Annotated in this window: 14 protein-coding genes; 5 read left to right on the forward strand and 9 right to left on the reverse strand. The window is 71.9% G+C overall.

Translation table 11 applies throughout. The features are described 5' to 3' along the window. Window positions 1–37 precede the first annotated feature (37 nt). Complete coding sequence (locus tag VH969_RS01450) at window positions 38–1,021, reverse strand: LacI family DNA-binding transcriptional regulator (protein WP_331969082.1); 984 nt, start codon at window positions 1,019–1,021, stop codon at window positions 38–40. Between the two features lie 166 nt (window positions 1,022–1,187). Here VH969_RS01450 and VH969_RS01455 point away from each other — a divergent pair, with 166 nt between their 5' ends. After that, entirely contained in the window at window positions 1,188–2,591 is a 1,404-nt protein-coding gene (locus VH969_RS01455) for a glycoside hydrolase family 47 protein (protein WP_331969042.1), read from the forward strand. 149 nt (window positions 2,592–2,740) lie between these two features. On the opposite strand, the gene pip is transcribed toward VH969_RS01455, so the two are convergent. Next, window positions 2,741–3,697 carry a prolyl aminopeptidase gene (pip, locus tag VH969_RS01460; RefSeq protein ID WP_331969085.1) on the reverse strand — a complete coding sequence of 319 codons (957 nt, stop codon included), beginning with the start codon at window positions 3,695–3,697 and terminating at the stop codon, window positions 2,741–2,743. Window positions 3,698–3,759: 62 nt separating this feature from the next. On the opposite strand from pip, the gene VH969_RS01465 reads away from it, so the two are divergent. Together VH969_RS01465 and VH969_RS01470 are read left to right on the forward strand one after the other, a co-directional pair. Beyond that, window positions 3,760–4,674, forward strand: coding sequence for an ABC transporter ATP-binding protein (locus VH969_RS01465; protein ID WP_331969045.1), 915 nt, complete (start codon window positions 3,760–3,762; stop codon window positions 4,672–4,674). Then, window positions 4,671–5,717 (forward strand): ABC transporter permease, encoded by a 1,047-nt coding sequence (locus tag VH969_RS01470; protein WP_331969048.1) that lies wholly within the window; start codon window positions 4,671–4,673, stop codon window positions 5,715–5,717. The genes VH969_RS01465 and VH969_RS01470 overlap by 4 nt, the downstream gene beginning before the upstream one ends. Here the strand turns inward: VH969_RS01470 and VH969_RS01475 are convergent. The 3 genes from VH969_RS01475 to VH969_RS01485 all read right to left on the reverse strand — a co-directional run bounded on the left by VH969_RS01475 (window position 5,662) and on the right by VH969_RS01485 (window position 8,073). Then, window positions 5,662–6,735, reverse strand: a complete 1,074-nt coding sequence (locus tag VH969_RS01475; protein WP_331969051.1) for an NAD(P)/FAD-dependent oxidoreductase — start codon at window positions 6,733–6,735, stop codon at window positions 5,662–5,664. The two genes, VH969_RS01470 and VH969_RS01475, sit on opposite strands and share 56 nt — an antisense overlap. 97 nt (window positions 6,736–6,832) lie before the next feature. Then, complete coding sequence (locus VH969_RS01480; protein ID WP_331969054.1) at window positions 6,833–7,513, reverse strand: DUF6008 family protein; 681 nt, start codon at window positions 7,511–7,513, stop codon at window positions 6,833–6,835. 59 nt (window positions 7,514–7,572) lie between these two features. Then, entirely contained in the window at window positions 7,573–8,073 is a 501-nt protein-coding gene (locus tag VH969_RS01485; RefSeq protein WP_331969057.1) for a MarR family winged helix-turn-helix transcriptional regulator, read from the reverse strand. A 70-nt stretch (window positions 8,074–8,143) separates the two neighbouring features. Here VH969_RS01485 and VH969_RS01490 point away from each other — a divergent pair, with 70 nt between their 5' ends. Next, window positions 8,144–8,440 carry an MTH1187 family thiamine-binding protein gene (locus VH969_RS01490; RefSeq protein ID WP_331969060.1) on the forward strand — a complete coding sequence of 99 codons (297 nt, stop codon included), beginning with the start codon at window positions 8,144–8,146 and terminating at the stop codon, window positions 8,438–8,440. 91 nt (window positions 8,441–8,531) lie between these two features. Further along, on the forward strand, window positions 8,532–9,479 hold the full coding sequence (locus tag VH969_RS01495; protein ID WP_331969063.1) for a tetratricopeptide repeat protein: 948 nt from the start codon (window positions 8,532–8,534) through the stop codon (window positions 9,477–9,479). 220 nt (window positions 9,480–9,699) lie between these two features. On the opposite strand, the gene VH969_RS01500 is transcribed toward VH969_RS01495, so the two are convergent. The 4 genes from VH969_RS01500 to VH969_RS01515 all read right to left on the reverse strand — a co-directional run. Next, window positions 9,700–11,166 carry a neutral zinc metallopeptidase gene (locus VH969_RS01500; protein ID WP_331969068.1) on the reverse strand — a complete coding sequence of 489 codons (1,467 nt, stop codon included), beginning with the start codon at window positions 11,164–11,166 and terminating at the stop codon, window positions 9,700–9,702. A 93-nt stretch (window positions 11,167–11,259) separates the two neighbouring features. Then, window positions 11,260–12,660 carry a neutral zinc metallopeptidase gene (locus tag VH969_RS01505; RefSeq protein ID WP_331969071.1) on the reverse strand — a complete coding sequence of 467 codons (1,401 nt, stop codon included), beginning with the start codon at window positions 12,658–12,660 and terminating at the stop codon, window positions 11,260–11,262. 17 nt (window positions 12,661–12,677) lie between these two features. Continuing rightward, a complete protein-coding gene (locus tag VH969_RS01510; protein ID WP_331969074.1) occupies window positions 12,678–13,874 on the reverse strand; it encodes an MFS transporter in 1,197 nt (398 codons plus the stop codon). Window positions 13,875–13,928: 54 nt separating this feature from the next. Beyond that, window positions 13,929–14,489 (reverse strand): alpha amylase C-terminal domain-containing protein (locus tag VH969_RS01515; protein ID WP_331969077.1); only part of this gene is annotated, 561 nt, incomplete at its 5' end.

A 14,489-nucleotide genomic window follows, 5' to 3' on the forward strand; every position in this document is an offset into this window, starting at 1 on the left:
TCCTCCGCACAGTGCCGACTTTCGCGGCTCACGCCACTCACGGACGCACCTCTCCCGAACCCCTGGGAACGAGCCGGACCGGCAACACTATCCGGCGTGGTGGCGAGTCGTCGCCGTCCAGCCGCGCGAACAGCAGCTCCGCCGCGGCCCTGCCGAGCACGCCGGGGTCCGACGCGACCACGCTCACCGGCGGGTCGAGCAGGTCGGCGAGCTCGAAGTCGTCGAACCCGATCAATGCCGGGCGGGCCGGCCGCGTGGCCAGCGCCCGCAGCGCGGCGACCGTGATGCGGTTGTTCCCGGTGATCAGCGCGGTGGCGGGGGACGGCCCGCCGAGCATGCCGCGCAGCGCCTTGGCCACGCCGGCCGTGGTGTGCGGGCCCATCGCGACCAGCCGCTCGTCGTAGCGCAGGCCGGCCGTGGCGAGCCCCTCGCGGTACCCGCGCAGCCGCTCGGCCGCGGTGTAGATCGCCGGCGCGTCGCCGAGGAACGCGATGCGCCGGTGCCCGCGCCGGGCCAGGTGCGCGACCGCGCCCGCGGCGCCGGCCACGTTGTCCACCAGCACGGTGTCCACCACGACGTCGCCCGGCGGCCGGTCGACGAACACGATCGGTGTGCCCGACGCGATCTCCGGCATCAGGTGGCCGTGCTGCTGCCCGGCCGGGACCACGATCAGCCCGTCCACCCGCCGCGCGCAGAACTCCAGCGACAGCTCGCGCTCGCGGGCCGGGTCCTCGTCCGACGAGCCGGTCAGCACCTGGCGGCCGAAGCGCCGCGCGACCTTCTCCGCGGCCCGGGTCAGCCCCGAGTAGAACGGGTTGCCCACGTCCTCGAGCACGAGCCCGATCGTTCCCGTGGAGACCCCGCGGCGCAGGTTGAGCGCCCCGATGTTGCGCCGGAAGCCCAGCCGCGCGATCGCCGCCAGCACCCGCTCGGCGGTGTCCGCGTGCACTCCGGGCTCGTCGTTGACCACCCGCGACACGGTCTTGATGCTCACGCCGGCAAGCCGTGCCACGTCGTTCATCGTGGCCCGGCGCACCCGCCGCCCGCGTTCGTTGGACAACGTTGTCATGTTCCGTCGATTCGACTACGCGGGGCGGCCGCTTGTCAACGGCTTGACGTACCAGGGGAATCTCCGCAAGGTGGTCTGGACCGTGTGCAAGTCCCGACAAGGTTGTCAGGAGTGCCCGATGCGTACATCCCTGCATCGCAGAAGGTTCCTCGGACTGCTCGGCGCGGCCGCCGGGCTCGGCGCGGCGGGGGTGCTCAGCGCTCCGGTCGCGTCGGCCGCGCCCGCGGCGGCATGGCGCTCAGTCGCCGAGGACGTGCGCAAGCAGACCCGCTGGGCCTGGCGCGACTACGTGGCCAAGGCGTTCGGCCACGACCAGATCAAACCGGTGAGCGGCGGGTTCGAGGAGTTCTTCGTGCCCGACCATCCGGTCGGGCTGACCATCGTCGAGGCGCTCGACACGCTGTGGCTGCTGGAGCTCGACGCCGAGCTCGAGCAGGGCCTCGCCTGGGTGCGCGGGCACAGCCGGTTCGACATCGACGCGCCGTTCCAGGTCTTCGAGACCAACATCCGGATGCTCGGCGGGCTGCTGTCGGCCTACCACTGCACCGGCGAGGCGCGCATGCTCGAGCTCGCGGCCGACCTCGGCGAGCGGCTGCTGCCGGCGTTCACGAAGTCGCCGAGCGGCGTTCCGTACCGGTTCGTCAACCTCGCCACCGGCGCGGTCAGCGAGCCGGCGACGAACCTCGCCGAGACCGGCACGTACATCACCGAGTTCGGCTCCTTGTCGAAGTGGACCGGCGACCGCCGCTTCTACGACGCGGCCAAGCGTGCCTTCCAGGTGACGTTCGACAACCGCAGCCCGCTCGACCTGCTGCCCTACGCCGTGCACGCCGAGACGGGGGAGTGGCTCAACACGACCGCGACCGTGGGCCCGCCCGCGGACTCGTACTACGAGTACCTGTGGGACGGCTGGCGGCTCTTCGGCGACCACGACCTCAAGGCCTGGTACGAGACGCTCGTCGCCGGCATCCTCAACCATCAGTCCGAAGTGGTCGGCGGGCACCTGTGGTTCGCCCAGGTCGACGCCTTCACCGGGGCGGTCGTGAACCGCCGGCAGAGCGAGCTCGGCTCGTTCTTCGCCGGCCTGCTCGCCGAAGGCGGCGACGTGGTCGAGGGCCGGCGCTACCACGACTCGTGGAACGTCGTGCAGGACCGCTACGGCGTGCTGCCCGAGGGCATCGAGTACCCGACGCTCGCCGCGACCAGCAAGGGCAACCAGCTGCGGCCGGAGTTCGCCGACTCGGCGTTCAACCTGTGGCTGGTGACCCGCGACGAGCTGTACCGGCAGCGCGCCAAGAAGCACTACGACGAGATGAAGCGCACGTCGAAGGTCCGCTACGGCTACACGATCCTCGACGACGTGACCACGAGCCCGCCGGTGCGCGGGGACTTCTGCCCGGGCTACTGGTGGTCGGAGCAGCTCAAGTACTACTACCTGATCTTCGGCGACGCGAAGCGGTTCGACTATCGCGACCACTACCTGTCGACCGAGGCCAACCTGCTGAAGGGAGCCCGGAGGTAAGGGAGTTCCGGGTCGGGTGCGCGCTGGCTGCGCGCCCCCGACCCGGTGTCTCACCGCGGGAGGTCGGCAGTCCGGACCCAGTGTCGGGCTGGGCGGTCCCCTGCACTCCGTGGGCTCACCAGTTACGACGGGAACACGCCCCGTGCGGTTCACGTGCCCGGCGAGAATTCCCGGAACCGGTCGGTGGCCGCGACCAGCGCGCCCGCCATGCCCGGGGTGGCCGTCTCGTGCGCGGCCTCGTCGACGATCACGAGCTCCGCGTCCGGCCACGCGTGCGCGAGCAGCCAGGGCGTGCCGGCGAGACCGCCCCAGTCGAGCCTGCCGTGCACGAGCACGCCCGGGATCCCGGCGAGCCGCCCGGCGCCGGCGAGCAGCGCGCCGTCCGGGCCGAGGAAGTGGCCCTGGCTCCAGTAGTGCGTGACGATCCGGGCGAACGCCAGCCGGAACACCGGGTCGGCGTAGCGCGCGCTCGGCGGCTCGGTCGGCAGGATCGCGTCCTCCCACGCGCACCAGGCCGCCGCCGCGGCCGCACGCTCCTCTTCGGACGGTGAGGCGAGCCGCCGGGCGAAGCCGGCGGGGAGGTCGTCCCCGATGTCACCGCCGCCCGCGGCCGCGCGGAAGCGGGCCCACGCCTCGGGGAACAGCGGCCTCAGGCCACGGGTGAGCAGGTCGACCTCCGCCTGCCGGCCGGTGGCCAGCGCGAACAGCACGAGCGCGCGCACCCGCTCGGGATGGCGTTGCGCGTAGGCGAGGCCGAGCGCGCAGCCCCACGAGCCGCCGAACACCACCCAGTGCTCGATGCCCAGGTGGCCGCGCAGCAGCTCGAGGTCGGCGATCAGGTGGCCGGTCGTGTTGGTCGACAGATCGGTCGCCGGGTCGCTCGCGTGCGGTGTGCTTCGCCCGCAGTTGCGCTGGTCGAGCAGCACGACGCGGTAGGCGTCCGGGTCGAACCAGCGGCGGTGGCCCGGCGTGCAGCCCGAGCCGGGGCCACCGTGCAGCACCACCGCGGGCGTGCCGTCCGGGTTGCCGCACTGCTCCCAGTAGACGCGGTTTCCGTCACCGACGTCGAGCATGCCGTGTGCGAAGGGTTCGACTTTCGGATAGATCTCGCTCTCCTTTGGTGGCCGATTCCCGTTGCGGCAGGGAGTGCTCGGCTATCTTCTCGCTCGTGGGCGAACCAGGAAACGCCGCGGTCGTGGTCGAGGACATCCGCAAGGCGTACGGGGACCTGAACGCGGTGGACGGGGTGTCCCTGTCCGTCGCCGAGGGGGAGTTCTTCGGCATCCTCGGGCCGAACGGGGCGGGCAAGACGACGACGCTGGAGATCATCGAGGGGCTGCGCGAGCCGGACTCCGGTTCGGTGCGCCTGCTCGGCGAGTCGCCGTGGCCGCGCAAGGTGGCCTTGCTGCCGCGCATCGGCGTGCAGCTGCAGGCGTCCGCGTTCTTCGAGAAGCTGACCGCGCGCGAGAACCTGGAGACGTTCGCGTCGCTGTACGGTGTCGGCGCCAAGCGGGCGCACGAGATGCTGGAGCTCGTCGGGCTCGCGGACAAGGCCGGCACGCGCGAGGACAAGCTCTCCGGCGGCCAGCGCCAGCGGCTCTCGATCGCGTGCGCGCTCGTGCACGACCCGGACGTCGTGTTCCTCGACGAGCCGACCGCGGCGCTGGACCCGCAGGCGCGCCGCAACCTCTGGGACGTGCTGCGGGCCATCCAGGAGCGCGGCAAGACGATCATGTACACCACGCACTACCTGGACGAGGCAGAGATCCTCTGCGACCGCGTGGCGATCATGGACGAGGGCCGGATCCTCGCGATGGACACGCCGACGAGCCTGGTGCGCGGTCTCGACGCGCCGACCCGCGTCATCCTCGAGCGCGGCGTGCTGTCCACTTCGGACGCGAACGTGCTCCCCGGCGCGGACGACGTCAGCGAGGACGAGGCGTCCCTGACGATCACCACCCGCAAGCCGGCCGATCTGCTCGGCGCGCTCGCCGAGCGGGGCTCGCTCGCCGGCCTGCAGGTACGCACCGCCACCCTCGAGGACGTCTTCCTCGACCTGACCGGACGGGAGTACCGGGCGTGACCGCGTTCAGGAGCCTCGCGCTCGCCATGCTCAAGGGTTTCTACCGGGACAAGGCGACGCTGTTCTTCACGTTCGTCTTCCCCCTGATGTTCCTCGTCGTGTTCGGCCTGCTGTTCCGCGACGCGGGCGCGCAGAAGATCGACCTCGGCGTCGTCGGCGACGGCCCGGTGATCGCCGCGCTGGAGAAGACCGGCGCGTTCACCGTCGAGCGCCACGACAACCTCGACGACGCCGTGCGGAAGGTCAAGGACGGCGACCTGCCGGCGGTGGTGGCCGAGGACGGCGACAAGATCGTCTACCGGTTCGCGCGGAGCGACGCGACGCAGGCCGGCCAGATCACCGGGATCGTCCAGGGTGTGGTCAGCCAGATGAACCAGCAGGCGACCGGCGAGGCGCCACGGTTCCAGGTGGACGGTTCGAACGTGGAGGACTCCTCGCTCAAGCCGATCCAGTACATCACGCCGGGGATCATGTCCTGGGGCGTCGCGGTGACCGCGGTGTTCGGTGCGGCGCTGACCCTCGTCAGCTGGCGCCGCAAGCAGGTGCTGCGGCGGATCCGGCTCGCCCCGGTGCCCGCGTCCACGGTGCTCACCTCGCGCGTGGTGGTGACGATCGGGGTCGCGATCGTGCAGGCGCTGATCTTCCTCGGCATCGGCTCGCTGCCGGTGTTCGGCCTGCGGCTGACCGGCACGTGGGCGCTCGCGATACCGGTGTTCCTGCTGGGCATCCTCGCGTTCTTCGCGATCGGCATGCTCGTCGGCGCGTTCTGCAAGACCGAGGAGGCGGCCACTGGCGCGGCGAACATCGTGGTGCTGCCGATGGCCTTCCTGTCCGGCACGTTCTTCCCGATCGACCAGTCGCCGCCGTGGATGCAGACCATCTCCGAGGTGTTCCCGCTGCGGCACATGAACGACGGGATCATGGACTTCCTGGTGCGCGGCCAGGGCCCGGCCGCGCTGGTCGTGCCCTGCCTGGTGCTGGTCGCGTTCATCGTGGTCGTGGGCGCGATCGCGGCGAAGGTCTTCCAGTGGGAGGACAGCTGAAGCGATCGGGGCGGAAACCCGACAACGCCGGCTCGGCGACGCCGTCGACCAACTCGCGCGCGACAAGGCGGCCCACGGCCGGGGCAAGCGTGATCGCCGCGTGCATCACCGCCAGGTAGAGACCCGGTACCTCGGCGACCGGACCGACGATCGGCTCACCGTCGGCCGGCATCGGGCGCACGCCGAGCCGGGTGCTGAGCAGCTCGACGCTCCCGGCACCGCGGAACGTGGACCGGACGGCGGCAAGGGTCCGGTCCGGCGAGTCCGCGGCGGCGATCAGCCGGTCCGCGGCGACCTGCCGCAGATCGAAGTCCTCGGTGTTGACCACGGTGCGGACCAGACCCGCCGGCGCGCGAAACCCGAACAGCGGGCACGGCGACGGCTCGACCGGGACACGCACGCCGAGCGGCGCGCCCAGCGCGGCGGTGGCAACACCGGCCGCCAACACCACAGTCGTACCGGAGACGGGGCCTCCGGCCGTCTCGACCCCGGCGACCTGGCCCGCGCCATCCCGGCGGACCGCGGCGACCGCGGTGTCCAGATGTACCCGGGCGCCAAGGGCGCGGGCGCCGGCGACCAGCCGCTCGGTCACGCCCACCGGGTCGACGGCGCCGTCGCCGGGTGCCCACAAGGCCCACTCCGGGGGCTGCCGGAGGTTGGGCTCGAGCCTCATCACGGTGGCCGCGTCCACGATCTCCTGCCCGGGCCCGGCCTGCGGCGCGCCGCCCTCCGCGCGCCAGGTCAACGAGCCGGACCAGATCACCGGGAGTCCCGGCAACTCGGCCTCGACGCGGCGGTACTCCCGCGTCGCGGTGGCCCGCAGGCCGGCCGCCGGGCCGGTACGCACGCCGGACGCCGCGATCCACGCGAACGAGTCCGCCGTGACGCCCGCACCTGGCCGCCCGGCGTCGACCAACGTCACGGCGGCGCCCGCCCGGGCGGCGTGATAAGCCACCGACGCGCCGACGATGCCGGCTCCGACGACGACTACGTGCCCGCCCACCGGTGCGCTCAACACGTCGAGGAACCTACTGTCCGCAGCGGCTCCGAGCGTGCGGCCCGACGAGCCGACGCCCGCTGACGACAGCCCGTTGGCAGGATTCGGCCGCGGAACGTTAGACGGTCGCGAGCTCGCGCCGCTCCAGCGGCTCGGGGCTCAGCTCGTCGCGTTCGTGCCACAGGTGCCACACGGCGATCGCGAAGATGACCGTGCCGACGACGTTCGCCACGAAGTGCCACCAGACGCGGTAGGTCCACAGGCCCGGGCCGGGGTCGAGCAGGCCGAACCAGGTCGACAGCCCGATCGCCCGCGGCGCGCCCAGCCAGACCGACAGCGTGAGCACGAGGTGCTCGAGGCCGTGGATGCCCTGCATCCACACGCCCATCCGGCCCCACTTGCGGGCCTTGGTGTGCAGCGCGCGGCCGGCCAGCAGCGTGACGCCGACCAGCCCGGCGAGGAAGATCAGGTTGCCGACGAAGTGCAGGATCTCCATGCCGAGCGACGGCTTCGACGGGTCGACCACGCCGAACCCGTTCGCCAGGCCCGTGCCCCACGGCGTCATCCACGGCCGCGCGTTCGGGTGGAAGAGCCAGTAGCCGACCTGCGCGACGTGCTCCTGGATGTGCCCGAGCTGTCCCACGACACCGAGACCGACGATCGCCACCGCGAGCCGGAACACCCATGGCCGCAGCCGGTCCGCGACCGCGACGACCGCGACGGCGGCCCACATCGCGACCGCCCAGCCGAGGAGCAGTACGGCGCCGAGGATGTCCAGGCCGGACGCGGTGTGGCTCATGCTTCCAGGCTAGGAACTGGTTCGGCGCCCGGGTTCTCGTGGCGTGCCGACTCGGCGGCTCAGTCCTCGAAGTCGCCGACCGCTTTGCGCACTTTCGCCAGCAGATCGGTCAGCTGGGCGGTTTGCCGCTCGGTCAGCCCGCGCAGGCCGAAGTCGATCTCGGTGACCGCGGCCGTCGCCTGCTCGCGGCGCTGCCGGCCGGCGTCGGTGATCTCGGCGAGCGTGGTGCGCCGGTCGGTCGGGTGCGGCAGCCGCTTGACGAGCCCGTCGGCCTCGAGCCGGTCGACGATGTTGGTCACGCTGGTGGGGTGCAGCTGCAGGCGCTCGCCCATGACGCGCATCGGCAGGCTGCCGCGGCTCGAGAACGTGAGCAGCACGAGCGCCTCGTAGCGGGCGAACGTCAGCCCGTGCGGCTTGAGTGCCGTGTCCACTGCGGACTGCAGCACTTGCTGGACGCGCATGACGCTCGTGACCGCGGCCATCGTGCCGGACGGCCCGACCCGCTCGGACCACAGCTCTGCGGCACGGGCGATGGGGTCGAAGGGCAGCACTCGGCTCATGGCGGTTGAAATTACCAGCCGGTACCGGACAGGGTGCCCAGGCACAGTTCCACACGGGAGAGGAGCAGACATGCTTGTCGCGTTCAGTGTGGCCCCCGCGGGTGGCGAGTCGGACAGCGTGAGCAAGGCGGTCGCGCAGGCGGTGCGGGTGGTGCGGGAGTCGGGCCTGCCGTCGGAGACCACGAGCATGTTCACCACGATCGAGGGGGAGTGGGACGAGGTGATGGCGGTGGTCAAGCAGGCGGTCGAGGCCGTGCAGCAGGGCGCGCCGCGGGTCAGCCTGGTGCTGAAGGCGGACATCCGGCCGGGTCACACGGGTCAGCTGACGGCGAAGGTCGAGCGGGTCGAGCAGCATCTCGCCGAGTGACCGTGCATATTGGTGGTAGCCCCGTCGGACGATTCGAACGTCGTGCCAGGATGTAGTAGTGACAAGGCCAGACCCACGTCAAACCGCAGCCATGTCGGCCGCCCTGTCCGGAGCCGTCGATCTCTCCGCGCTCAAGGCCCGGGCGGAAGCGACGACCAGCCGCGCGTCGTCCGCGCCCGCCGCGTCGCCGGCCGGCCAGCAGCCCGCGTCGCCGAGCTCCGGCGGTTTCATCATCGACGTCACCGAGGAGACGTTCCAGTCGGACGTCGTCGAGCGTTCGCTGCAGGTCCCGGTGATCGTGGACCTGTGGGCCGAGTGGTGCGGTCCCTGCAAGCAGCTGTCCCCGATGCTCGAGCGACTGGCACGGGAAGGCAACGGCGCCTGGATCCTCGCGAAGATCGACGTCGACGCCAACCCACGCGTCGCGCAGCTCTTCGGCGTCCAGTCGATCCCGACGGTCGTCGCCATCGCCAGCGGCCAGCCGGTCGAGGCCTTCGCGGGGGCGCAGCCCGAGCCGCAGGTCAGGCAGTGGATCAACGCGCTGCTGGACGCGCTGCGCGACCGCCTGCCGGGCATCCGCGCGGCCGAGTCGGGCGCCGACGCCGCCGGGGAGCCCGAGCCCGAGCCGGAGGACCAGCGCTTCGTCGAGGCCGAGTCGGCCTTCGAACAGGGCGAGTACGCCCGAGCTGAGGCGGCCTACCAGAAGATCCTGGACGCGGAACCGGCGAACGAGCAGGCGAAGGCCGCCCTGGCCCAGGTCCGCTTCCTGGCGAGGGCCGAGGCCGCGGACCCGTCGGTGGTCGTCCGCGCGGACATGTCCCCGGAGGACATCGACGCCCAGCTCTCGGCGGCCGATGTCGAGCTGGCGAGCCAGCGGGTGGAGCAGGCGTTCAAGCGCCTGCTGGCGGTGATCCGCCGGACGAGCGGCTCGGACCGGGACCGGGCGAGGGAACACCTGGTCGAGCTCTTCGGCCTCTTCCCGCCGGAAGACCCGAACGTGGCGAAGGCAAGGCGAGACCTGGCCAGCGCCTTGTACTGAGCGGCGGCCACCGCGAGCGCACCGAGTAGCCCGAACCGTTGGACGGCGCGGCTTCGCGTTCAAATTCCCAGGTCAGAGACGCGGACCAAGATCACCGGCGGCCTCCGGCCCCCCGGCGACCACGATACCGACGCGCACCGACCGAAACGGCGCCGCGACGGCCGGTGGACAAACGAGTCGGCCCCCGATCCTTGGATCGGGGGCCGAACGGAGAAGCCGGCTAGGAGAAGTCCTCGGTGCAGGGGCCGGACCCCTCCATGAACCCCCGCCGGAACGCCTCCACCCGAGCGAACCCGGAAGCGACCTGCTTGCCCTTCACGTCCGCGGCGATCAGGCTCTCCTCCTGCAGCAGCTCGGCCACGGCCTCGTCCAGGTCGCCGACCGCGAGCCGCAGCTGCTGTCCCTCCTCGTTGGTGAACCCGGCCCAGGCCCCGGTCAGGCACGCCGTCCGCAGACCGGCCTGGTCGTCGTCCAGTGGTGCGCCGATCGACTTCTGGATCGACAGCGCGTAGCGGGAGGCGATCTCCGCGAAGGCGGCGAAGTCGCCCAGGCCGCCGCTGTCCTCGCTGCCCGGCCGCGCCTGCGGGTTCGGCTTGGCGGCGATCTCCCGCAGGGCGTCCGCGTCGATGCCGACCACGTTCTCGTCCGGGCAGTACGTCACCGGGCTGGTCGCGTCGCCGTTCTCGCACTTCGAGCCGTTCTCGGTGATCTCCGGGGGCTCCGAGCCGTTGTCCTTGAACGCCTCGTCGAGGCTCTTCTGCAGCGCGTCGAGGGACTCGACCGGGTCGATGTCGCCCTCGTTCGACTGCGCCGTCTCGGTCTCGGTGCGCTGCTTCTCCGCGATGCGGCCCTCGATCTCCGACTCGTCCATCTTCGCGCAGCGCGTCGGGTCGTTCGAGAAGCCCTCCTGGAACGCGTACACCCGGTCGAACGCCAGGCCGTGCGCGCCCTCGGTCTTGTGGTCGAGGCCCGCGGGGTCGCGGATGAAGAACAGCGTCGCGAGGAGGTCGTTGAGGCCCTTGCCGGTGTTGATCTGGAAATGCTTCGACTTGCCCTCGGCCACGTACCGGAAGAAGTTGCCCATGTAGCAGTCGGCCTGCTGCTCGCGCACGATCGTCGGCGTCGACTCGTTCATGCTGCTCTTCTCGCCGAGCCGGAACTGCACCGCGTGGCCGGTCTCGTGCGCCAGCACGCCGACCACCGACATCGGGCCGAACATCTCGTTCAGCATCGGCAGCAGCTCACCGCGGTCCCAGGCGATCGCGTCCTCGCCGTTGCCCCCGCAGTAGAACGCGTTGACCAGCCCGGCCGTGCTCGCCCCGCAGATCGACACGCCGGCGCCGTTGGAGTCGTACGACACGAGCCGCTCGATCTCTTTGAACTCCGTGTCGAACTTGTCCGGCAGCTGCTCTTTCCAGTAGTCGTACAGGTCCGCGATCGCGTTCGTGGCGAGGCGGTCCATCTCGTTGCCGGTGGTGCCCTCGACCTTCAGGTCGGCGTCCGGGACGCCCTCCCGCGGCCCGGTCGGGCCGTCGTCGCTGACCTCGAGACCGCCGGCGTTCGTCGTGTCGATGTCCCCCATGGCCTGCGGGGTGCCCTCGATCTGCCGGCCGGCGCAGCCGCTCAACCCCATGACGGCCGCCGTGACCGCGGCGAGCGCCAGCCCGGCCCGCAACCCACCCCTCATCGCACACCCCTCCGCACCCAGCCTCGTCGACGCTGGACGCACCCTACTGGCCGGGCACGTCAGCCGTACGACGTACCGGTGTGCCGGGCGGTTTCACTTCAGCCCGCAGGCCTGGTCGCCCTCGAGCACGCCCTTGCGGAACGCGCGGACCCGCTCGAACCCGGTCGCGATGCCCTTTCCGCTCATGTCGCGGGCGGCGTAGTCGTAGGTGAGCAGCACCTGGATCGCCTCGTCGAGGTCGCCCGGCGAGAGGTACCGCTCCGCCTGGCCGAGCAGCGAACCGGTGAACGAGCCGGCGAGGCAGACCGCGTCGTGCTGGGAGTCCGAGCCCTCGGTCGGCTCCTTCAGGTCGGTGAGCGCGGCGAGCGCGTAGCGGCTCGCGATCAGCGTGCCGGTGGCGTAGTCGCCGATGTCGGTGTGGATCTTGGGTAGCTCGTCGCCGGTGTCGTAGTCGATCGCGGGGTCGTCCGGGCAGAACGCGACCGGACCCTGGTCGGCCTGCGTGCAGTCCGGGTGCTGGTCGGTCGGGGTGAGCTTCGGCTGGCTCCACTTCTTGCCGCGCTTGGTGACCAGCGTGTTGAAGTACTGGCCGAGCTTCGGCGTGATCGAGGTGAGCATCTGGTCGAACGGGAGGTTGCCGTTGTTCGCGGCGTCGTTCTGGTCGATGAAGCCGGTCTGGGTGAAGGTGCGGTTGTCCACGCTCATCTCGCTGCACAGCTTCGCGCCGCTGTCGAACCCGTCCTGGAACGCCGACACCCGGTCGAACGCGTCGCCGTGCGCGCCCTCGTCGGTCTGCTCGGTGCCGATCGGGTCCCGGAAGGTGATCAGCGACTCCAGGGCCGGGTCCAGCCGGTCCTTTGCCACGTGCAGGTAGGTGGCGTTGTCGTCGGCGACCCAGCGGACGAACGAGCCCGCGTAGCAGTCGGCCTGCGCCTCGATCAGGATCGTCGGGTACTTGTCCGGGTCGGCCTGCTGCTTCTCCACGGTCAGGCCGGACCGCCGCTGCACCGCGTGGCCCATCTCGTGCGCGAGCACGAGCATGACCGCGGCCTCGCCGAAGCGCTCCTTGAGCACCGGCAGCAGCGCCGCGCGGTCCCACGCCATCGTGTCGGCGGACGGGCAGTAGAACGCGTTGCCCTCGACGTCGCTCGCCTGGTCCACGCACGGCGGCTTGGGCGCCTTCTCGTCCGAGGTGTCCACCGAGTAGTAGCCGCCCGACAGGTCCTGCCAGTCGCCGCCGAACGTCTTCGGGAACGTCTCCTCCCAGTACGACCGCACGTCCGTGAGCACCGCGGCGGCCAGCCGGTCGATCGGTCCGTTGTCGGTGTTCTTCACGAACGACGGGTCGACGCCGCCGGGCTGGTTCGGGTCGGTCTGCGTGATCACCGAGCCGGAGCTGGTCGGCGTGCCGGCGATGGCATTCGTGCACGCCGACGCACCGAGGGCCACGAACAGCACGAGCGGAACGGACAGCCGGGCGAGTCGGGTGCGCACGTACCCCAGTGTGCCCGTCATCGTCGCGGCGAGGTGGCCGGACGGCGCAATCCGGCCCCGGCGAGCGCCGCCACCGACGCGATCGCGAGCTGGCCGCCGGCCCCGGCCAGCAGCGTCGCGGTCGTCCCGCCGAGCTCCGCGAGCCGGCCCGCGACCGTGGTGCCGACCCCGAAGCCGGCCCACATCACCGCGAACACCCAGGCGAAGGCCTCGATCCGCTGCCCGGCCGCGCTGACCTCGCCGACGAGTACCTGCTGCACGGTCTCCACCGGTCCGGTGAGCAGGCCCGCGGCGAGGAACGCGGCGCCGACGCCCACGAACCCGGCGCCGGCCGGCGGGGTGAGCGCGCCGCCGGCGAGCGCCAGCGCCGCCCCGGAGTGCAGCACGAGCAGCTGCGCCCGCGGCCCGCCCGGCCAACTCCGCGCGCCGTAGGCGATCCCGCTGACCACGCCGCCGAGCGCGAGCAGGCTCGTGAACACGCCCGCCGAACCCCGCCCCGACGCGGCGGCCACCGCGGTGACCTCGAGGCAGCCGAACGCGAACGTGTCGCACGCGATCATGACCAGCAGCAGCCGGATCCGGCCGTCGGCGAGGGGGCCGAAGAGCCCCGAACGCGCGGGGCCGGCCGGTTCCGCGCGGCGCAGCGCCGGTGCGAGCGCCACCAGGGCGTCTCCCGTCACCTTCAGCGCACCCGTGATCGCGACGGCGGCCGCGGCCGGCAGCACCAGCAGCAGCCCGCCCGCGATCATCGGGCCGGACACGAACGTCGCGTTGTTGAGGGCCGCGTCGAACGCGTACGCCGTGGACAGCCGGGAGCCCGGCACGAGGTTCGGCCACGCGCCGCGGACGACCGGCCCGGCCGGCGGCACGGTGACGCCGAGCAGCGCGGCGGCGAGGAAGAGCAGCGCGACCGGCGCGGCCAGGAGCAGGCACGCGAGAAGCCCCAGGTAGGCGGCCAGGTGCCCGGCGAGCAGCCGCAGCATCACCAGCCGCGGTTCACGCCGGTCGGCGAGCCGCCCCCGCGCCGGCCCGACCACCGCGTTGCTCGCCGCGAAGGCCAGCAGCACGAGCCCGGCCTCGGCGTACCCGTAGGCCCGCGTGGCCGCCACGAGCAGCACCAGGTTCAGCATCGACGTGGTGACCCGGCTCAGCAGCACCGCGAAGGTCAGCCGCGGCACGCCCGGGGTGGCGAGCAGGTCGCGGTAGCGGCGCATGATCCTCATCGTGGCACGCGTGCCGCGAGAGTCTCGTGACCATGTGGGGGAGCGTCAGCGCTCGGGCGCGAGCCACAGCACGCCCTGCGGCGGCAGCTGCAGCAACGCCGACGCCGGCTGGCCGTGCCACATGTCCTCGGTGGCGTCGACGCCGCCCATGTTGCCCCAGCCCGAGCCGCCGTAGTCCTGCGCGTCGGTGTTGACGATCTCCCGCCAGCGCCCGGCGAAGGGCAGGCCCACTCGGTAGTTCCGGTGCGGGGTGCCGGCGAAGTTCGCCACGCACGCGACGACGCTGCCGGGTGCGCCCGGGTCGTGGCGCAGGAAGCTCGCCACGTTGTTCGCCGAGTCGTTCGCGTCGATCCAGGCGAAGCCGGACGGGGACGTGTCGGCCGCGAAGAGCGCCGGATGCTCGCGGTACTGCGCGTTGAGGTCGCGCACGAGCCGCTGGACGCCGGCGTGCAGCGGCTGCTCGAGCAGGTGCCAGTCGAGCGAGCGGCTCTCCGACCACTCCTGCGGCTGGCCGAACTCGCCGCCCATGAACAGCAGCTGCTTGCCCGGGTGCGCCCACATGAACCCCAGCAGCGAGCGCAGCCCGGCCGCCTTGTTCCAGTCGTC

Source organism: Actinophytocola sp., assembly GCF_036555685.1.
Lineage (GTDB): Bacteria > Actinomycetota > Actinomycetes > Mycobacteriales > Pseudonocardiaceae > Actinophytocola.

Bases quoted from the DNA above. Each gene is read 5' to 3' on its own strand.
- VH969_RS01500 (WP_331969068.1), bottom strand. From the start codon at position 11,166: ATGAGGGGTGGGTTGCGGGCCGGGCTGGCGCTCGCCGCGGTCACGGCG.
- VH969_RS01485 (WP_331969057.1), bottom strand. From the start codon at position 8,073: ATGAGCCGAGTGCTGCCCTTCGACCCCATCGCCCGTGCCGCAGAGCTG.
- VH969_RS01490 (WP_331969060.1), top strand. From the start codon at position 8,144: ATGCTTGTCGCGTTCAGTGTGGCCCCCGCGGGTGGCGAGTCGGACAGC.
- VH969_RS01480 (WP_331969054.1), bottom strand. From the start codon at position 7,513: ATGAGCCACACCGCGTCCGGCCTGGACATCCTCGGCGCCGTACTGCTC.
- VH969_RS01510 (WP_331969074.1), bottom strand. From the start codon at position 13,874: ATGCGCCGCTACCGCGACCTGCTCGCCACCCCGGGCGTGCCGCGGCTG.
- VH969_RS01455 (WP_331969042.1), top strand. From the start codon at position 1,188: ATGCGTACATCCCTGCATCGCAGAAGGTTCCTCGGACTGCTCGGCGCG.
- VH969_RS01450 (WP_331969082.1), bottom strand. From the start codon at position 1,021: ATGAACGACGTGGCACGGCTTGCCGGCGTGAGCATCAAGACCGTGTCG.
- VH969_RS01495 (WP_331969063.1), top strand. From the start codon at position 8,532: ATGTCGGCCGCCCTGTCCGGAGCCGTCGATCTCTCCGCGCTCAAGGCC.